Origin of the sequence: Loktanella sp. Alg231-35, assembly GCF_900143545.1 — a bacterium.
In the GTDB taxonomy this organism is placed as follows: Bacteria; Pseudomonadota; Alphaproteobacteria; order Rhodobacterales; family Rhodobacteraceae; genus Yoonia.
This window is the reverse complement of sequence record NZ_FREV01000014.1, coordinates 1-18,284: the sequence shown is the minus strand read 5'-3', so window position 1 is coordinate 18,284 and position 18,284 is coordinate 1. Positions and strand designations below refer to the sequence as shown.

Annotated in this window: 17 protein-coding genes; 10 read left to right on the top strand and 7 right to left on the bottom strand. The window is 55.8% G+C overall.

Features of this window, described 5'->3' with window-relative positions; genetic code table 11:
• From DHN10_RS19570 to DHN10_RS19560, 3 genes are all read right to left on the bottom strand, one after another.
• Positions 1-288, bottom strand: a 288-nt coding sequence (locus DHN10_RS19570) for a hypothetical protein (RefSeq protein WP_159087107.1), incomplete at its 3' end; no start/stop codon positions are given.
• Positions 289-618: 330 nt separating this feature from the next.
• Positions 619-2,901 (bottom strand): AAA family ATPase, encoded by a 2,283-nt coding sequence (locus tag DHN10_RS19565; protein WP_108817043.1) that lies wholly within the window; start codon positions 2,899-2,901, stop codon positions 619-621.
• Positions 2,902-3,027: 126 nt separating this feature from the next.
• Positions 3,028-3,567: a recombinase family protein gene (locus DHN10_RS19560; protein WP_108817042.1), complete on the bottom strand. Its 540-nt coding sequence runs from the start codon at positions 3,565-3,567 to the stop codon at positions 3,028-3,030.
• On the opposite strand from DHN10_RS19560, the gene DHN10_RS19555 reads away from it, so the two are divergent.
• The 3 genes from DHN10_RS19555 to DHN10_RS19545 are packed head-to-tail and all read left to right on the top strand — an operon-like array spanning position 3,566 to position 6,184.
• The gene (locus tag DHN10_RS19555) at positions 3,566-5,074 is read left to right on the top strand and encodes a radical SAM/SPASM domain-containing protein (RefSeq protein WP_108817041.1); all 1,509 of its coding nucleotides are present in this window, start codon (positions 3,566-3,568) and stop codon (positions 5,072-5,074) included. The genes DHN10_RS19560 and DHN10_RS19555 overlap by 2 nt on opposite strands.
• Positions 5,052-5,240, top strand: coding sequence for a hypothetical protein (locus DHN10_RS19550; protein ID WP_108817040.1), 189 nt, complete (start codon positions 5,052-5,054; stop codon positions 5,238-5,240). The genes DHN10_RS19555 and DHN10_RS19550 overlap by 23 nt, the downstream gene beginning before the upstream one ends.
• A gap of 2 nt (positions 5,241-5,242) precedes the next feature.
• Positions 5,243-6,184, top strand: a complete 942-nt coding sequence (locus tag DHN10_RS19545; protein ID WP_108817039.1) for a hypothetical protein — start codon at positions 5,243-5,245, stop codon at positions 6,182-6,184.
• Between the two features lie 85 nt (positions 6,185-6,269).
• Here the strand turns inward: DHN10_RS19545 and DHN10_RS19540 are convergent, their stop codons facing one another.
• Positions 6,270-6,557, bottom strand: coding sequence for a hypothetical protein (locus DHN10_RS19540; protein WP_108817038.1), 288 nt, complete (start codon positions 6,555-6,557; stop codon positions 6,270-6,272).
• Between the two features lie 36 nt (positions 6,558-6,593).
• Positions 6,594-7,853, bottom strand: coding sequence for a MobQ family relaxase (gene mobQ / locus DHN10_RS19535; protein WP_108817037.1), 1,260 nt, complete (start codon positions 7,851-7,853; stop codon positions 6,594-6,596).
• Positions 7,854-8,497: 644 nt separating this feature from the next.
• On the opposite strand from mobQ, the gene DHN10_RS19525 reads away from it, so the two are divergent.
• The 7 genes from DHN10_RS19525 to DHN10_RS19495 all read left to right on the top strand — a co-directional run bounded on the left by DHN10_RS19525 (position 8,498) and on the right by DHN10_RS19495 (position 14,856).
• Positions 8,498-8,785, top strand: a complete 288-nt coding sequence (locus DHN10_RS19525) for a mobilization protein (RefSeq protein ID WP_108817035.1) — start codon at positions 8,498-8,500, stop codon at positions 8,783-8,785.
• On the top strand, positions 8,785-10,440 hold the full coding sequence (locus tag DHN10_RS19520; protein ID WP_108817034.1) for a type IV secretory system conjugative DNA transfer family protein: 1,656 nt from the start codon (positions 8,785-8,787) through the stop codon (positions 10,438-10,440). Before DHN10_RS19525 ends, DHN10_RS19520 begins: the two co-directional genes overlap by 1 nt.
• An 18-nt stretch (positions 10,441-10,458) precedes the next feature.
• The gene (locus tag DHN10_RS19515) at positions 10,459-11,022 is read left to right on the top strand and encodes a hypothetical protein (RefSeq protein ID WP_108817033.1); all 564 of its coding nucleotides are present in this window, start codon (positions 10,459-10,461) and stop codon (positions 11,020-11,022) included.
• Between the two features lie 254 nt (positions 11,023-11,276).
• Positions 11,277-12,329, top strand: coding sequence for a replication initiator protein A (locus DHN10_RS19510; protein WP_108817032.1), 1,053 nt, complete (start codon positions 11,277-11,279; stop codon positions 12,327-12,329).
• Positions 12,330-12,425: 96 nt separating this feature from the next.
• Positions 12,426-13,094 carry a ParA family protein gene (locus tag DHN10_RS19505; protein WP_108817031.1) on the top strand — a complete coding sequence of 223 codons (669 nt, stop codon included), beginning with the start codon at positions 12,426-12,428 and terminating at the stop codon, positions 13,092-13,094.
• A complete protein-coding gene (locus tag DHN10_RS19500; RefSeq protein ID WP_108817030.1) occupies positions 13,076-13,369 on the top strand; it encodes a hypothetical protein in 294 nt (97 codons plus the stop codon). Before DHN10_RS19505 ends, DHN10_RS19500 begins: the two co-directional genes overlap by 19 nt.
• Positions 13,370-13,614: 245 nt before the next feature.
• A complete protein-coding gene (locus DHN10_RS19495; protein ID WP_108817029.1) occupies positions 13,615-14,856 on the top strand; it encodes a DNA-methyltransferase in 1,242 nt (413 codons plus the stop codon).
• Between the two features lie 20 nt (positions 14,857-14,876).
• Here DHN10_RS19495 and DHN10_RS19490 read toward each other — a convergent pair whose 3' ends face one another.
• On the bottom strand, positions 14,877-16,115 hold the full coding sequence (locus DHN10_RS19490; protein WP_108817028.1) for a hypothetical protein: 1,239 nt from the start codon (positions 16,113-16,115) through the stop codon (positions 14,877-14,879).
• Positions 16,115-17,878 (bottom strand): AAA family ATPase, encoded by a 1,764-nt coding sequence (locus DHN10_RS19485; protein WP_108817027.1) that lies wholly within the window; start codon positions 17,876-17,878, stop codon positions 16,115-16,117. The genes DHN10_RS19490 and DHN10_RS19485 overlap by 1 nt, the downstream gene beginning before the upstream one ends.
• Positions 17,879-18,284: the final 406 nt, after the last annotated feature.

Below are 18,284 nucleotides of genomic sequence, written 5' to 3'. Positions count from 1 at the left end.
GTCTTCTTGGGMGGCGTTGATCGCACCTAAATTCAGAGGGCCATCCGCAGGATTTACAGCTTTCCAGCCCGCGCCGTCTGGCTCGATCTGGTAAAGCCATCTCGACGGCTTGTTCGCCGAGTAGCTCGGCTCCTTCCAGAAGCCCGTTTGCAAATCAATGTCATGACGCGAGCCCAAGCTATCGCCGAGTTTGAAGCCGCATTGGGAGAATTGCAGACCCTTGTCTTTCAGTTGGTCTTTGAACCATCTAAAAAAATCAACTTCATAAATCTTTGTTTCGTCTGCCATAAGATTGGATCGCCTTGTCGCAATTCTTCACCTGCTCGATTCCCAACACTACTGCCGAAGGCGAGCATCGTCTATCTACTCGATAAATCGAAGAAAATCTCGTATCAGGTTTGGGTGGTTGGATGCCCTAACTTCTCGGTCTGAAGCATCGCTATGGCGCTACTGTCGCGGCGATGACGAGCTTACGCTCGCCGCATCGTCCGTTCGCAGCGCTTCAGCAACCTCGCGATCTGGGGGACGGTACAGTGTTCCTGGTCCCCCATGTGTCGAACGTCATCTTTTCGTGCTGCTGCCTGGGCTGGCGGCCCGCAACTAATCTGCTTCGTGTATTCATCGCCTAGAAATAAACAAGACGACCCTCTCAGAAAAGTCAGTCAATTCGGCATCATTGATCGCTTCCGTCTCCCAAGCCGCGTTCGTGTCGTGATGAAACTTGTTGGCATAATCGAGAAGACTACGCAGTTCAGTAACATCTGCTTGTGCCATAATCGTACCTGGGCTTTGGTTACAAACGCCAATGAACGGACCAAGCAATTTCCCCGGTGGAAATTCAATCGGGTATGCAACCCGCATGAACGCCTCAAGCGTCGGTCGCAGCGCTTCAGCAACCTTACGCTCGATCGCCGCGCCACCAGACTGGATGTAACCGGTAATCATCTCATACCGCTTATCATGCTCAGTTATGCTATCATTCCGAACATCCCATTCGGCAATCTCAGACCCACTTGCAGCACGGGCGAGCCGGTAAGCGGAACGATCATTCGTGCTGGCGTCTTCCCACAAGGCACATAGGAAAGGCTTCGAGTGAGAAAGCACGATCATCTGAGCAACCCTTGCATAAAGCCCACGCATTTCCTGCCGGGTGCGCAGCGTTCGGTGCTCATCGAGACTAGTCATTGGATCGTCAATTACGACAATCTTCTGAGCCAGGTTGGGGTCTTGATCCAGCGAAGCGAAGAAGAACGCCAACGCCAGCGTGTTCCGATCACCTGCGCTCAGGGTGTTTCGGAAAGAAGGCCCATCTGATGCCGTGACATTGACTTCCTGCTGGTTGATCACAACGCAGTAGGATGCAGATGAGCCCGCCCGGTTGTTGACCGACCTCATCCTACCCAATCTGAAAGAAGCATTGAATCTAGTCAGAAAGTCGTTGATCGCCGTCTCATAGGTCGGAAAAATCTGTTGGCGATAGTTATCGAGTGCAGTCCGTGCGGCATCGCGTTGCCCTTCGGTAGTCGCTTTTGCCGTCTTCTCGTCGGTGTACTCCTTACAAAGAACTACGACCACTGGTTCGAATCGTGCTTTGCGTGCGTTCAGCTTTGCGAGGTCACTTTGAAGCGCGGAAACATCGTCGGCTGCGGCCTGTTCTTTCACAACATCAATCGCATCGTTGCAGCCAACCAGCCGTTCAGACAGATGCGCAATCTCATCAATGCGTCGACGATAGGTCTGAATTGCTCCCACTGCATCCGGTGACAGGATCGTCACCTCTAATGGTGATGCGGCCTTGTCTCTTAGAGACTGCAATGCCGCCTCTCGTGCTGCCGTCCATTCACGGGAAATAGCAGCCGTATCGACAACAATCTCTGGTAGCTCAGCAAAGTCCTTCCAAAACTCATGCGTTTGCACAGCCGTTCGTATGCTGCGCTCAAATGCAGCCGGAATATCTCCGCCGTGTGTATCTCGCACACCGATCCCGGTTTGGCGTATTGATGCCTTCAACTCTTTGTAGGCATCACTGAAATAGGCTTGATAATGGAGGATTAAGTCAGAACCATTTAAGTCTTGGGCGCAAAATGGGCACGCGTCTGTTCCTGCATTTTCGGAATATGCAGCGGTGTGTCCCATGCCTTCAGCAACCCAGGTTTCACCATTGTTGGCCAAAGCGCCGAGATGTTCACGAACTCGCTCTGCTGCGTCCAATTGTAAATCTTCGAGAGTAAGGCCCAGCACCGCATTGATCGCATCAATGTCAAAGTCCGGCAGGCTAAGCGGCACAAAGCCTGATCGCTGGCGAATGGCATCACTCGCCTTTGCCGCCGCAAGCCGCCGTCCTGCATCTTCGATCTTGGTTTCTATATCTGGGTCAACCTCCAGCTCGCAAAAATCTGCGACATTGAACGGGCCGCGAGCATTACCAGGTATCGCATCACCCTTCTCACGCAGGCTGGTGTTGTGCGCGTCAATCTTGGCAACAAGTTCCTGCAATTGAGAATTCAGAGCGACGCCCTGTGCCCCGAGGATCAGTTCGTGCAGGTTCTGCCGGTGCGCAGTTCCTAGATCAATCCCTGAGCACACATTGGCCGCTACGAATGCATCGTCAAAGATTGCGATTTCGGGTAGCGGTTGTGACCAAGCGGAATTCTGAAAAATGACCTGCTGCCCACTGTTCCGAACAACTATGTGCGGTGGGTGGGTAGAGCCAAGCCTTTGCCGTTCCAAGACGAGCGAAGGCTCGTCGAGTGCAAGAGAACGGAGAATAGCGGCAATCGTGGTCTTGCCCCGACCGTTCTCAGCGTAAATCAACGATAGGGGCGTTAGATTGATGTTCGCACCAGGTGTGATCGAGTCAAATTGGCCGATATTTCGGAGGATGTTGAAGCCTTCAATCATATCGTGACCCTCATATATCCAAATCTATATCTAAATTCATAGTATTGTAGACGCGTAAAAATTCGCTCTGGGGACGGTGCGTGCCGCGGACACCTATAAGCAAAAAATAGTTGGGCAGCTAGCAGGTTATGCACGCCGGATCGTGTTCGGACTGACCTCAAAAAGGCGCGCTAGTTCTGCAATACCGCGCCCGTCCTCGTCACGCATCCGTCGCACCTCGTCGCGGCGTTCAGGCGTAAGCGCAGGTGGCCTACCGCCGATCCGGCCTTGCTTGCGAGCTGAAGCCAGACCCTCTTTAGTTCGTTCCGAAATTCGCTCGCGCTCAAACTGAGCGATAGAGGCAAAGACATGAAACACCAGCCGACCAGCGGATGTGGTTGTGTCTATGTCCTCAGCCAGTGACCGGAAACCTGCACCCTTTTCCTGAATGATCTCGACGATGCTCAACAAGTCCTGCAAGGATCGGCTGAGACGATCATATTTTGTGACCGTCACCACATCGTCTGGTCGAAGATGCTTAAGCATCTCCTCCAGTTCAGGTCGTTGCGTCTTAGCACCTGATATCTTTTCAGACCAAATGCGTTTTGCCCCTACCGCCTCCAGCGCCTCGATCTGGGCGTCAAGGTGTTGGTCTTCTGTTGATACACGCGCATAGCCAAGGATCATGCCAAAAACCTTCAAAAACCACTTGAGTTTTGAATGGGGTTTTTGGCGGCGTCAACAGGGTAGGGTGCGAAAGTTCCCAAAAACGGCCGTTTCTGCCATTTGTAGAAACGAACCTCTTAGACCGCCACGCCTCCGAAAAAACTCCTTAGCTTTGCCCTTCTATGTTAACGTCGAAGCCGACTCGGCTTTTTCGGGGCAATTTTTTATGGACCATTTCATATTAAGCGATGACATTAGACTGCGCTTCGAGCCGACAGGCGGGCTTCTTCTAAATCGTGATCGCCAGGAAACCAAGAACTTCAACCATACTGCCAGTGCAATCTTGGCGTTCTGTAGCCGACCTCGATCACTCAGTGCCATTAAGAGCGCTATCCCAGCCGCTAATGATGACTCACTGATAAGGGCTTTTTTGTCTGAGCAGTGCAATAACTCGGTCTTAAGACAATGCGACAGTCTCGCCAGAACAAAGGCGGAGGTGTATTCACCCGTAGAGCAAAGTCAGGACAACATACATCTATCTGCTCCAATTGGAATAGAGCTGGAACTGACATTAAAGTGTATGCGATCCTGTCGGTATTGTGCATATGACGCACACCCAAAAGCTCAGACTTCCGGTGAATTATCTCTTGACGAATGGAAGGTTCAACTTCGTGAATTCTATGATTCAGGGATATTTTTTATTCGCATAACAGGTGGTGATCCACTTACACGACCAGATTTTCCTGAAATTCTACACGCAGCAGACAAAATGGGGTTTGTCGTGACGGTAGGAAGTGATCTCACATATCTGAATGACGAAATTATTCAAGCACTTGCAGAAGCAAAGAACCTCTACGCTTTGCAGACCACTCTTGATGGCTCAACTCCCGAGCTGGCCAATCTATTGCGTGGCCCGGGCAATTACGAGAGTGTTGTTTCGGGGATTAGTCGTCTTACAGCCGCAAGGGTGCCTGTCATTCTTGGAACAGTCATCAACCGCAAGAATGCGGGCGACATCGAGGCCATTGCGTCGCTTGGGGGCTCTCTAGGCGTCGATGGCTATTGTGTCGGGCCTCTTTATGCAGCAGGTCGGGGAACGGCGACCTCCCTTAAGAGTCTCATTCCCACGAACTTGGACCTGACCAAAGCAGCTCGATCTTTCCGGAACGCTATAGAACGTGGCGTAGTTCGACCCGCCGACCCAGCGTGGATGATCACAACGCCGGACTTAGCTAACGATGAACTTGACCGGCTTTGGCATGACCAAGGATATCTTGTTCGCCGCCCCGACACACTAATCCGCGTTGATCCATTTGGTCGAGTCTACGCCTCGATCAAACTCAAGCCAATTCTTGGTAAGGAGGCGTTTTTGGGAGATGTTCACTCATCACACATTCTCGACATTTGGCATCATTCACCGCGCTTGGATCAGCTTCGAGAAGCCCCGTCCCACAACAGCTATTTTGGGTCCGTGATCGATACACGGCAAATCACAGGAGGAGAAAATGGCAGAGCGGCCAACAGTTAAAGTAACTCGTAGGAAGATTGATTTCGCAAGCGATAAGCCAATTTTCGAAAATATTGGCAGCCTTATTGATCCACCAGTCGAAATTTCACTTGGGAAAATACCCGGGATTAACATGGTCGATGAAACCATCATTTGCCGCACTGCGCTCAAAAAGAAGGATTCTTAACAATGTCTATTCTTGTCAGCGCCCACAATCCAATGACGGGACCACGTCACCTCGGCCACCATGTAAGTACGATGCTCGAATGGCCCTATCTTGAAGATGAATATGAGTGTTTTTTCATCATAGATGATGTGATCGCTACGTTGATGTACCCTAGTCAACGAGAGATGATCTTCAATCGTAGCTTATATACGGCTAGAGATTTCATGGCCTCTGGCATTAATCCAGAGAAATCACACATTGTTCTAACTTCTTCAATATCGGAGAGTTTTGAACTCACCAGCTACTTCATGAACTTTGTTGACATGGACTATTGCCGCAGGCTTTTCGAGCATTCTTTCCTTGGTATGCTTGCCCCACATCAAAGGGCACAGCTGAGTTTGAACATAAATCCAAGTGTTTCTGAGTATCTCTATCCGCAGTTTGCTGTCCCAACCATGGCACTAGGTTTAGGTTGTGAACAGTTTCAGGGAGGGCTGGAGATAAGTGGATATGTTTATGTCATGGAAGCCATTGCCGAGAGCTTCAACCGCACATACCCCGATACCTTGCGGAGTCCAAATTGGCATAAACCAAAGGTTCCCTACCTTAGCGGCGCCGATGGCAATCATATGGTAACTGAGAATGGTTGGGTTCTTTCTCAGGACTTGGAAGGACAGTGCTCAGACATCAAGGATGGCACTGTGGCTGACAGCATTCTTTGTGAATGGTGCGAAGCGATAGACGAACGAGAGGCTGCAGACGCCGTCAGAAGCGGAAGCGGTTCACATCGTGAGAAAGCGATTTCTACGATCCTTGCGCATTGTGAAGGGTATCGGAAATTCGACGTAACGAATGACGAAATCGTAGAAAGGCTAGCAAATGGTGCAGCGCGCGCGAAGTTCCTTCTTCGCGAGACGCTCTCAACGGTCAAGTCGTCGATGGGAGTGCCTGAAATAATTGAATAGACCGTCTGCGGCAAAATCGGAACGGTTCAGGTGAAACACAATCGGAAACCGGCGAGCGAAGCACGACACACGCTCATAGCATCGGTCAATTTCTCAGCTTATGGCGCTGCGTACCAGGTTCCTGATCGAACAGAACCACGCGCCCGTCTCCGCTGTCCGGACTATTGACCAGCACAAACGGCACATCCGTCCCGTCTTTCTCGTAGAGGCAGCGGTATTTTATCTGGCCGTCGAGCGGATCGCGCACCTGGTCGTAGCGGTAGCTGTGCTTCACGCCCTTCTCGATCCATCTTTCCACGCCCGTCCGCGTCACCAGTGACAGCGGCTCGCCATCCAGCAAGATCGTCTCGCCCACGTTAAAAACTTCGTTCATTCAATCGGTCTCCTCTTCCAGTTTCGTTCTGTCACATCAGTGACTGAGGCCAGGGTCGCGGTCTATCTCTCGGTCAATCTCGCGCTCGTTCTCGACTTCCCGGTCTTTCTCCGGCTCTTCGATCTCCAGCTTTTCGCGCGGCTTGTTCAGCACATCGTCCAACCGTTCGCGGATCGACGGCTTCTCGGCATCTTCCGCACCTTGGTCCCGCTCGGCCCCGCGCTCCTTGTCCAGGGCCTCGCGCAACCGCTCCTGCGCAGGACGCCCCGGTTCTTCGTCACTCTGCCCACCGCGTTCCAGTTCTTCCCGACCCGGACCATCCCGCCCGGTGATCTGCGCCAACCGTTCTTTGATGTCGTCTGACGCGCGCGCACCGCGCTCTTTCGATGTCGCCGCCCTGAGGGCTGCCAAACCGGCAGACACGCGCCCCTGCCCTTCCTCGCGGGCCGTACCGTAAGTCTCGCGGGCCAGCTCCAATCTCTCGCGCATGTCGCGGAACGCAGCGCGGGCCTGACGGGCGGCATGGACCACGGCACCGCGCTCCGTGACGGGTTTGTATTCCCGGCCCTCACGTTCGGCTGCCGCCTTCTCGCGCCGCTCCATGGAGTTCGCTGCCGGTCCCAGCTTCAGCTCGGGGTCACGGTCCAACTCTTCAGCGGACAACGTGTCGCCACGCTCCTGCGCTGCCTCGCGCTGCTTCTCAAGGGATCGGTGATCAACCCGCTCGACCTCGCCGACGCGCTCCAGCGCCCGGTTCTGCAATTCGGCCCAGACACCACGCATCTGCTCGATTTCGACACCGCCAGTCTTCGCGGAATCCAGCACCCGCGTCTTGGCGGTGAAGCCCTCGGCCTCCAGCTTGCGAGTAGAGGTCAGAACATGGGCATGATGGTTCCGCTGATCGCCCTCACGGTGCGGTGCGTGGATCGCCACATCGACGGCCACGCCGTAGCGGCTGACCAGCTCCTCGGCGAAGGCTCGCGTGATCTGCGACCGGTCCTCGTCGCTGATCTCGGACGGCAGGGCCAGCTCCCACTCGCGACCCGTGACGGAGTTGCGGCGGGTCTCGCTGGCCTCGGCCTCGTTCCAGAGTTTGGACCGATCCTGCGCCCAGGCCGGGGCTGTTTCGGGGGCGACGATGAAGGTCTCTTCGATGCCCTGCTTGCGGGTGTAGTCATGGACCCTGCCCTCGCGCTGGCACTCAATGCGCTCACCGACACGGTAGGCGGCTGCGGCCACGACAGAGCGCCCGGCGCTGCGTTTGATCGTCTTCACGGAGAGGTGGTAGCTGGCCATGCGCCCTACCCTCCCCCCGATGATGAACGCTGCCGACAAGCGCCGCTGCTGACCCCGGCCAATGCCCCGACATTGGCCGTCCGGTCAGCCGTCTTTGCCCCGGAGGCCCGCGCCCCACAACGCTGGGGCCGGAGGGGAAAAGACAGACCGCCCAAAGCGAGCCAGCGGCTCTCTGAGGCGCGGGCTTGCCAGTCCTCTGTCCCCATATCCCGCCCCCCATGAGGCTGGGGATATGGGGACAGAGGACTGGCGGTTTGCCGAGGGCAAACCCGGCACATGGTGGCACCGTCAGGTCCGACGCCATGTGCCTCCCGGAACGGAGACGCCAGCGGCAGACCGGCCCCCATCGTGGGGCACCGGTCGATCCGCTGGTGCGACGTGACGGGAGGCGATCCAACCGCCAAGGTTGGTCCTAGAGGGTTTGGGAGAGGCGATGCCGTCTCCCATTTCGATGCGCCTCGCAGCGAAGGGGTCTGCCATCGGCTGGGGCGTCGCCCCGAAGAGGTCGCACGCAAATCTCGGAACCGCAGGTGAAGAGTTTGCATAAGTGCGCCCTTGTCCTTTACAGGCCTACGGGTAAGCGCTATCGCTGGATGTGGCAAGCCTAACCTTTCCACCCGCCTTTTCAAAGATGGAGTCACCGATTGGCAGAGACCGAGCTGGAACGCGCTGAGAAACGATATGCCCAGGCCAAAGCCCGTCTTCAGGCGCTGAAGAACCGGGAAGCCACTCGACAGCGCAAACTCGATACCAGGCGCAAGGTGATCCTGGGTGGCGCGCTCCTCGATCTGGCGGAGCGGGATTCCGGTGCTGCCGCCATGCTCGACCGGCTCGTGCGCAACCTCGCCCGTGAACAGGATCGCAAGGCCTTCGCGGATTGGGATGCCCCCTCCCCTGCCCCATCCAGTTCTGACCCGGAAACGCCGTCCTGATGCGGGGCGTGATCCGCCTCTTTGACGGACTGTTCCGGGTCTTCGGTCGGCTGATCTTCACCCCAATCCTGTTGGGCTGGATGATCGGCGCTGTCCTGTTCGGCGCGATGATTGGGTTCATCATCGGGGGCGTCGTGGCCATGACAGCCTTCGGACCTCCGCTTGGTCACTCTGCCTGGGAATGGGTCATCATCGCGCCGCCTGTCTTCATCGGCGGAGTTTTCGGGTTCCAGTACTGGCGCAAGACCTCCGGGGCCGATGCCTTCTTCGGGCTGACCGGTGACAGCCACGGTTCGGCCCGCTTCGCCAGCCGCAAGGAGCTGAAGAAGCTTCAGGGCGACGATGGTCTCCTGATCGGGCGCAACCCGCACACCGGGCGGCTGTTGCGCTATGACGGTCCTGCCCATCTGATCACCCTCGCCCCAACACGGGCGGGCAAGGGTGTCGGCACGGTGATCCCGAACCTGCTGGCGGCGGAACGCTCTGTACTAGTCATTGATCCCAAGGGCGAGAACGCCCGGATCGCCGGGGAAGCGCGAAGGCGGTTTGGCACCGTGCATGTCCTCGATCCGTTTGAGGTCTCCGGGATGCCATCAGCGGCCTACAACCCGCTCGACCGGCTGACGCCGGACAGTCTCGATCTGGGCGAGGATGCCGCCTCCCTGACAGAGGCGCTGGTGATGGACCCACCGGGACAGGTCTCGGAAGCCCATTGGAACGAGGAAGCCAAGGCCATCCTCGGCGGGCTGATCATGTTCTGCGTTTGCCACGAGGACCGCGACCGGCGCTGCCTGGCCACCGTGCGGGAATATCTCACCCTGCCCCCGGAAAAGCTCCGCGCGCTGCTGGAGCTGATGCAGGACAGCGATGCGGCGGGCGGTTTGATTGCTCGCGCCGCCAACCGGTTCCTCGGCAAGGCAGATCGGGAAGCGGCCTCGGTCCTGTCGAACGCGCAGAGACACACCCATTTCCTCGACAGCCCGCGCATTGCGAAAGTTACATCGCGGTCGGACTTCCACTTCTCGGACCTGCGCCACCGGATCACCTCCGTGTTTCTGGTGCTGCCGCCCAACCGTATGGACGCCTACAGCCGCTGGCTGCGCCTTCTGGTCTCTCAGGCCCTCCAGGACATCGCACGGGACGCAGAAGTGTCTGGGAGTGGCCAAAGCGGCCCTGTAGAGCGCCTCAAGGCCCCTGCCCTCTTCCTCCTCGATGAGTTTGCCGCCCTGGGCCGCCTGGAGGCCGTAGAGCGCGCCATGGGGCTGATGGCGGGATATGGTCTCCAGCTCTGGCCCATCCTGCAAGACATGAGCCAGATCAGGGACCTTTATGGCGAACGCGCGGGAACGTTCATCGCCAATGCCGGGGTGCAACAGGTCTTTGGCGTGAATGATTTTGAAACGGCGAAATGGCTGAGCCAGATGATCGGGCAGGAAACCACGGGCTTCCAGACCGACAGCTACAAGCCGGGCGACAATCCCAGCTTTAGCAACAACCTCACGGGCCGCGATCTGCTGACCCCCGATGAAATCATGCAAATGCCGCCAGACTTGCAGCTTCTGCGCGTCCAAGGCCAACCCTCGGCCCTGGCTCAAAAGCTGCGCTACTACGCCGACCCCGAGTTCAAGGGGCTGTTCGTCCCGCAGAACCAGTGATCCGAAGGATAACCCGCTATGACTGACACGCCTGATCCAGACCAACCTAAGTTCCCTGCCCTCTCCGACGCTGAGCTGCGCGAAACCCTCGATCTCATGGCCACGGCGGTCGCCAGCATGTCCAACCGGATCGATGGTCTGACGACAGTTGCGAACAGGCAGATTGAGGTCTCGACCGAAGCACGGATCGCAGCCTTTGCGGCGCGGGACCAGACCAACCCGAAGAACTATGGCGAACTGGTCGGCGCAACGATTGATGGAAAGATCAACGACAACCTGGTGCGCATGGGCCAGATGTGTGTCGATCTGTTCAATGCTTCAAACAGGGCGCAGGATGCACTCAAGAAAGCTGAAGAGGATAAGTCAGCGGCTCTTCGGCAAGTCTGGGAACGGGAACAGAAAGCAGAGCGTCTGAAATCCCGATTGCCTTGGTTTGGTCTGGGTGCCCTCGTTCTCGCTTTGGCGATGACGGTTCTGCTTCCTCGTTTCTTAGCCAGCTACCCCTCCACATGCGTTGTCCTTGGGGCGACGTGGACCGCTACAACTGAGGGCGTCAACGCTTGCGTGTTCTACCAACCGTAGGACAGAATCTCGACATTGGAACGGGGTCGGCTCAACAAGCTGAGTGTTATATATGTGTTATTAAAGGTGTTACGAGAATCGGTCGATTCCCAACCCACTGATTTTGCTTTTGAAATTACGCCTAATTTGAACTGTCGGTGTGTAGAGTATCGAATAAAGGTGGGTAGACTATCGAAGAAAGGTGTGTAGAGTATCGAAGAATACTCGCGTCTGGTGGGCAGACTGTCGAATAAAGGTGGGTAGAGTATCGAAGAATGGCACGGCCTCGCAGAAGAACAGCATTACTCCCACAGAGGCACACTGAGCCTGATCTGTTCGTGTGCGATATCCTAGATGCCACTCCCAAAAGCGACAGGGCTTCAATGGAGCATCCACTGTTCTCACTGTCGGTCAAAAAAGACCTGGCCGCTTTCGAATATGAACAGGGCAATGTCAAAGTGAAGATCACGCCAGCGGCAGAGGAAGGCCGGGCCAACGTCTTCGACAGGGATATTCTGATCTATGTCCTGAGTCAGCTTATGGCAGCAAAGAATGAAGGCCAGGAAATAGGACGCCGTGTCCGTATCTCGGCCCACGATTTGCTAAAGGCAACCAACCGGCACACGACTGGACAGGCATATGCAACTTTGCGCCGCGCCCTCACCCGTCTCCAGTTCACCCAGATCGAGACTAATATCCATGATCATGGTGTTGGAGAATGGCGCTCAATCTCATTTATTACGGACGCAAAAATCGTCAAGGAAGACTCTACTGGCCGCCTTCTCAGCGTAGAGCTGGAAATGGGCGATTGGCTCGTAAAAGCGATTGTAAACAAGAACGTACTGACATTGCACAAGGCGTATTTTCAGCTACGAAAGCCTTTGGAACGCCGTCTGTACGAGTTGGCTCGGAAGCACTGCGGAAAGCAGGATGTCTGGCGGATTGGCCTTGATAAGCTGCAACACAAGACCGGCTCCACGTCCACCTCAAAGGAGTTCAAGCGGCTGGTGAAAGCAATCTGCAAAGCTGATGCAGATCAATCCCACATGCCGGACTACAGTTTCAAGCTGCTGCATGACGTGCTGGAGGTTTCACCAAAACCCGAATTTCTCGATATCTACGGTGACAGTCCTGCTCTCACTTCTGACATAACGGTCCGCCTGTCTTCGACAGCATATGAACAGGCCCGTGATGCCGCCCCAACATGGGATGTCTATTTCCTTGAACAGGAATGGCGAATGTGGATGAGCGAACCGCCTCGCCATCCTGACGGGGCGTTCGTCGGCTTCTGCCGCAAGTGGTATGAACGCAAAGGGAAGGCCCCTTAACACATAACAGATATGCCATATCTGTTATCACTTAATAGTTATGTGTTGACTGTTATCTGTTAAGAGATAAGGTGTGCAAAAAATTGAGGGCATAACATGACGCAGGTTATCAGCGTAGTGCAGGAAAAAGGCGGTGCCGGGAAAACGACACTCCTGACGGCTATTGCAAGTCTGATGGTTGAGGACGGTGCAAAGGTTGCGGTGATCGACACTGACCCGCAAAGGCATCTGGAAGCCTGGGCCAAGAAGGATCAGACCAGCCTTGATTGGCTCTCTGAAGAGGATGACGAAAAACTCATCCCGACCGTCAAGGCGCTGAAAAAGGCTGAACCTGCCTATGATGCAATCTTCGTGGACACGGCTGGATTCAAGTCCGCTATGTCGATGCATGCAATCGCCGCAGCAAACCTGATCCTGATACCCTCAAAGGCCAACGAAGCGGACGCGAAGGGTGCGAAACGAACATTCTCCCACGTGCAAAGCGTTGCCGAGACCATGGAAAAAGAGATTCCGTCCCTTGTCGTGATGATGGACGTGGACACGCACACCAACATCACACAGGCCATCACTGATGCGCTGGACGCCCAGAAAGTGCCGCGTCTGAACGCCATGTGCGCGCACCGCACCGGATTCAAGGAAATGACTTCGACAGGCCAGTCTCCACAGGGATCGGCCAGAAGGTCCGCACAATCGGTTTTGGCTGATTTGCAGGGCAGGGGCCTAATCAGTTTCTACAGGAGTGGGTCATGGCCAAAGTCAGCGTAAATCTTGATGATGATCTAGATAACGACGATAGTGCCCGGAAGTTGAAAGAACTCTCGGCTCCACTGCCAAGCGTAAGCAAAGCCAAGTCTTCGGCTCTGAAAGACGCTCCGCGTGTCCAATTTTCTTTCACGAATGTCCCTAAGCCGATCAAGGAGGCCTTTGCCTCAGAGGCCCAAAAGCGTGGTGTGACCCAGAAAGAGTTGCTGTATGAGTGCCTGCGGGCGGGCGGGATTAACATTCCCAACACGGCTGAAATTGATGGTCGCAGAAGGTAACAGATAACAGTTACCAACCATGTGCCGATTTTAATCTTGCAAATCCATTTGCTGCTTCGATGAAAGTTGAAAGCAGCACTTAGCTGCCTTTGTGTAAGTGGCTTTCCGAAAACTCGTCAATCAAGCTTCACAATTTCCGAGATTAAGCCACTATTTTTGTTTTTGTGTGACGGTTAATCCATCTGGTTGTTGTGTTACAGAAAACCCTCAGCTAGGGTGCGTTTGTAAAACAGGCGAGGAATCAAATGGCGCGACCAAAAGCAACGAATCCAAGGACTAAGGCGGCAAACGTCCGTCTTACAGAAGAAGAGCGTTCGGAAATAGAAGCCGCTGCTGCTGCTCAAGGATATGGCTCTCTGAGCGAGTACTTCCGCGCTCTTCATGCGCAGTTTTCCCAGATGGAAGAGCCTGACTTAGGGCCGAAAAAGACCAACCCGCGCGATTTCCCCGCCAAGTTGCTGCGACTGTTTCACAAGACTGAACATGGAGAAATTCTCTGGGGCGATAGCCGCAGCTATCTGTTCAATAAAGCGAAAGAGAACAGCGTCGATCTTATCATGACTTCGCCGCCTTTCGGATTGGTGCGAAAGAAGAGTTATGGAAATGAAGACGCTGATCGGTATTGCGACTGGTTTCGACCCTTCGCCGAAGGTGCTCATCGCGTCCTGAAGGACACAGGGAGCCTGGTTATTGATATTGGCGGTGCCTGGGTGCCTGGGCAGCCAACCCGCAGTCTCTACCATTTCAAACTTCTCGTCATGCTGGTCGAGGAGTATGGTTTTCATCTGTGTCAGGAGCATTACTGGTTCAACCCGTCAAAGCTTCCAACCCCAGCGGAATGGGTCAACGTCCGCCGTGTCCGCGTCAAAGATGCTGTGAACACCGTCTGGTGGCTCTCAAAGACACCATTTCCCAAAGCCAATAACAAACGCGTCCTTCAGCCGTATTCCAAGTCGATGAAGCACCTGCTGAAGAATGGTTACAAAGCCAAGCTACGTCCATCTGGGCACGACATTTCTGACAAGTTCAACAAGGACAACGGCGGTTCTGTTCCGCCGAACCTACTGGCTATCGCGAATACGGAATCCAATGGGCGTTACCAAGATAATTGTCGCGCCGAAAACATCCCAATTCATCCGGCACGCTTTCCCGCGCAACTCCCTGAGTATTTCATTCGCTTCCTGACTGATCCCGGCGATTTAGTGGTTGATCCGTTCGGCGGCTCTTGTGTCACAGGCGTTGTGGCTGAGAATTTGAAACGTCGCTGGACATGCTGTGAGCTATCCGAAGAATACCTCCTCGGTGCACGCGCTCGCTTTGAACCGACGCTTCAACCGTTACCCAAGGATCGCGGCATCCCCTACGAAATTGCATCGCCGTGCGCCCTTCCTGTGAACGAGGAAAAAGTGCCGCTCTTCGCAGACGGTGGCGCTCAACGCCCTGCCTCGATGCGCAAAAAGGCTTCATCAAAGATTGCCGCCGAGTAAACCGCTCCCTCTGCCCTTTGCTATGCAGGGGGAGCAAGCAGCCTCTCCCGTACCCAAAGCCGCAACCGCCCATCGGTTAACCCCTCGAAATCCACTGCGTGCGGCGCTGCGGCAGATTCATCCAAAAGGGCAGGGGCGCTGCGGTTCAGAGCAACGAGTGAGGCGCGGATAAGATTGTCTATCCCCGCTTCAGGGGCATAGCCTCGTGCATAGCGCACGATTTGCCCCGCAGCCTCGCGGAAGCGGGCGTTTGCCGTGTCTCCCGCCAGATACTTGACCTCGACAATTCCCTTCGCCTGACCGGCAAGCCGGTCGGTGATCACCAGATCCGGCCGATCCGCTGCGAGATTCATTCCATAGGCTGCCAGAGCCGCTTCTAGTCGCTCTTCGGAGGGCTCTAGGGCGGGGGCGGTGAACAATCCACCGCCACCCTGCCAGAAGATGTCATAACGTCCGCACGAAATGACCGGCGCTCCAGATGTCTTACCGAGTAGGGCAAGGTTTATCGGTTCGCCCGTTTCCGCCGCGAGGGCTTCGCCGATTCCGAGTCCCACAGCCAACTCAAAGCGACGCCATTGTTCCAAAGGTCCGATGAGCGTGCTTTGCAGAACGCTGCGCAGCGCCTCTTCGTCTCCCGCCTCAATTCGCGCTAAAGTATCATAGGCGGCTATAGCCAGCCGATAGATCATCCGCCGCGACCGCGCGGCGTCTCGCAACGCTCCTGGTCCCGGCCTGCGATGGACGGACACGCTCTTCAGCACCTCGCGCAAGGCATCGAGGCGCTTTACTGCCGTCACATCAGTCATAGTTTCTTCGACTAAACCAGCATAGGCCGATCCCGTAGGCTGAACGGCGAAGAGCCGCGCTGCGTAGGTCGAAGCTGTCTGGACCACCCACGCAACAACTTGGTTTGGCCCCGTGTTAAAGCTACGTACCGGCTCTTCGTAGACCACGAGTGACGGATGCCCAGAAATACGCCGCGCGAGCATCGTGCCGCGCGCGTCGATCCGCCCACGCGCGACAGCATCGTCCGTCCGTTTGACGAATTGCAGCAGGCTTTGGGCTTCGTGCCGATGCGTCAGTACATAGGATAGAAATGTCCGCACGGGTTCCGATAGCGCCCAATGCGCGCGAAGCAGGTCCAGGTCCCGTGCGTGATCAAGATGAGGGCTTTCCGCCCCCGCTAGTGTCCCTTGCCGGAAATACCGTAGAAACACCCCTGCCGCATAGTCGTTGATAGCCCGGTCGAGCGTCTCCATCACACTGCCACGGAGGCCATCCGCGCTCTTATCCGCGTGCTCTGATCAACATCAAGACCAAAGACCTCTACGGCCTTGCCAGCTAAAAACTCTGCATCCTGCACAACGATTCCGTCGAGCATCGGAAGCAGCACCATGTCTACCGCATCGAGCAGGGCTTCCTTTATTGGCGCAACAGGGGCGGCGAAGAATTCCACGTCTTCTTCCATCGCCTGGACAGCCTTCATCGCGTCGATGATGGGCGCAGGGCCGATCACCCGCACCGAGTTAATCGCCTCCCAAAATTCGGCGAGAGGGCAGGGGGCTCCTGCCATCGGTCCCGCCCAGGCAGGCTCCTCCTTGCGTAGGAAGGCTTCAATGAAACCCGCCGTGTCGCTGGGGGCATCGACATAGACCCAGCCAAAGCGTCGGGCGAGTGCATAGGACATTTGGTAGAGGGACGCCTTGTCGATGGAGTTGATCGTCGCCACCAGCCGCCAATGCGGTCCCGGCGCAAACTCATGCGCTGCTGCCGAAGGCTTACTCTCCGGCAGGATCACATATTGCAGGCTATCCTTGTCTTCAATGTCGAGCCGGTAGGGTAGGGTAGTTTGCTGACCCGACAGCACCGTGAAGAGCGGTCCGATCACCTTGTCGATGTCGCACCGGTTTAGCTCGTCGATGATGAGCGGGCGGTCGAAGCGCCGTAGCAAAACCCCTGGGATGAAAGCAACCGATCCGCTCCCGATAGGCTGATAGCCACCGATGATGTCCTGAGAACTCCAATCCGAGGAGCCCGTCACTAATGTCCATTTCCCGCCAGTCAGCACTGTTGCTATATGGCGCGCGAGCGTTGTCTTCCCCGTCCCTGGCGGGCCATATAGCATAATATGCTGCTTGCCCGAGGCGAGCGCAGCATTGATCTGGCGATAGACCGCAGGGTCGATGCCCAGGAGATCGGTCATCTCGGGTATATGCAGCGAGGCGGGCGCGACGATCTCGTCGTCATCTATTGCTTCGTCTTCCTCGTCATCAATGCCGGAGCCCGCCGCAGCAACCGGAGCCGCTACGGGGCCCGCTGCCTTCCAAGCGTCAGAGATATTCTTTTTCAGCCGTTCGAACTCCGCCTTGTCGCTCAGGTCATAGACGGAGACCGGTGCCGTCGCACCGCCTTCCGGCGAAACCGTAATGCCCGCCGCCAGTGTGTCACTCACCTCGCCATAGCTCAGCGTGCGTGGCGTGCCATTGAGCGTTACCTCGACCTCATGATCGCGCGGATGCACCCCAAGAAGCCCCGCCAACAGATAGGGCAGGGGAGCGCCTTTGAACGTCATTGCCCCACTGTCAGGATCGAAGTTGAAGGGCTCCGCAGAAGAGCCTTGCGGCGTTGCACCGTGGAATACGAAGAGCGCGTGTACTTCGAGGCTATCGTCACGGAAATAGTCATTCATCCCCTGCTGCACCAACGGCACCAAGCGAAACACCACTCCTGCCTTGTCTTCTTGGGAGGCGTTGATCGCACCTAAATTCAGAGGGCCATCCGCAGGATTTACAGCTTTCCAGCCCGCGCCGTCTGGCTCGATCTGGTAAAGCCATCTCGACGGCTTGTTCGCCGAGTAGCTCGGCTCCTTCCAGAAGCCCGTTTGCAAATCAATGTCATGACGCGAGCCCAAGCTATCGCCGAGTTTGAAGCCGCATTGGGAGAATTGCAGACCCTTGTCTTTCAGTTGGTCTTTGAACCATCTAAAAAAATCAACTTCATAAATCTTTGTTTCGTCTGCCATAAGATTGGATCGCCTTGTCGCAATTCTTCACCTGCTCGATTCCCAACACTACTGCCGAAGGCGAGCATCGTCTATCTACTCGATAAATCGAAGAAAATCTCGTATCAGGTTTGGGTGGTTGGATGCCCTAACTTCTCGGTCTGAAGCATCGCTATGGCGCTACTGTCGCGGCGATGACGAGCTTACGCTCGCCGCATCGTCCGTTCGCAGCGCTTCAGCAACCTCGCGATCTGGGGGACGGTACAGTGTTCCTGGTCCCCCATGTGTCGAACGTCATCTTTTCGTGCTGCTGCCTGGGCTGGCGGCCCGCAACTAATCTGCTTCGTGTATTCATCGCCTAGAAATAAACAAGACGACCCTCTCAGAAAAGTCAGTCAATTCGGCATCATTGATCGCTTCCGTCTCC

Excerpts from the sequence above, each read along its gene's own strand:
- DHN10_RS19545 (WP_108817039.1), top strand. The coding sequence starts at position 5,243 with ATGTCTATTCTTGTCAGCGCCCACAATCCAATGACGGGACCACGTCAC.
- DHN10_RS19520 (WP_108817034.1), top strand. The coding sequence starts at position 8,785 with ATGCGGGGCGTGATCCGCCTCTTTGACGGACTGTTCCGGGTCTTCGGT.
- DHN10_RS19565 (WP_108817043.1), bottom strand. The coding sequence starts at position 2,901 with ATGATTGAAGGCTTCAACATCCTCCGAAATATCGGCCAATTTGACTCG.
- DHN10_RS19560 (WP_108817042.1), bottom strand. The coding sequence starts at position 3,567 with ATGATCCTTGGCTATGCGCGTGTATCAACAGAAGACCAACACCTTGAC.
- mobQ (WP_108817037.1), bottom strand. The coding sequence starts at position 7,853 with ATGGCCAGCTACCACCTCTCCGTGAAGACGATCAAACGCAGCGCCGGG.
- DHN10_RS19550 (WP_108817040.1), top strand. The coding sequence starts at position 5,052 with ATGGCAGAGCGGCCAACAGTTAAAGTAACTCGTAGGAAGATTGATTTC.
- DHN10_RS19540 (WP_108817038.1), bottom strand. The coding sequence starts at position 6,557 with ATGAACGAAGTTTTTAACGTGGGCGAGACGATCTTGCTGGATGGCGAG.
- DHN10_RS19495 (WP_108817029.1), top strand. The coding sequence starts at position 13,615 with ATGGCGCGACCAAAAGCAACGAATCCAAGGACTAAGGCGGCAAACGTC.
- DHN10_RS19500 (WP_108817030.1), top strand. The coding sequence starts at position 13,076 with ATGGCCAAAGTCAGCGTAAATCTTGATGATGATCTAGATAACGACGAT.
- DHN10_RS19490 (WP_108817028.1), bottom strand. The coding sequence starts at position 16,115 with ATGGAGACGCTCGACCGGGCTATCAACGACTATGCGGCAGGGGTGTTT.
- DHN10_RS19505 (WP_108817031.1), top strand. The coding sequence starts at position 12,426 with ATGACGCAGGTTATCAGCGTAGTGCAGGAAAAAGGCGGTGCCGGGAAA.
- DHN10_RS19485 (WP_108817027.1), bottom strand. The coding sequence starts at position 17,878 with ATGGCAGACGAAACAAAGATTTATGAAGTTGATTTTTTTAGATGGTTC.
- DHN10_RS19555 (WP_108817041.1), top strand. The coding sequence starts at position 3,566 with ATGCCAAAAACCTTCAAAAACCACTTGAGTTTTGAATGGGGTTTTTGG.
- DHN10_RS19515 (WP_108817033.1), top strand. The coding sequence starts at position 10,459 with ATGACTGACACGCCTGATCCAGACCAACCTAAGTTCCCTGCCCTCTCC.
- DHN10_RS19510 (WP_108817032.1), top strand. The coding sequence starts at position 11,277 with ATGGCACGGCCTCGCAGAAGAACAGCATTACTCCCACAGAGGCACACT.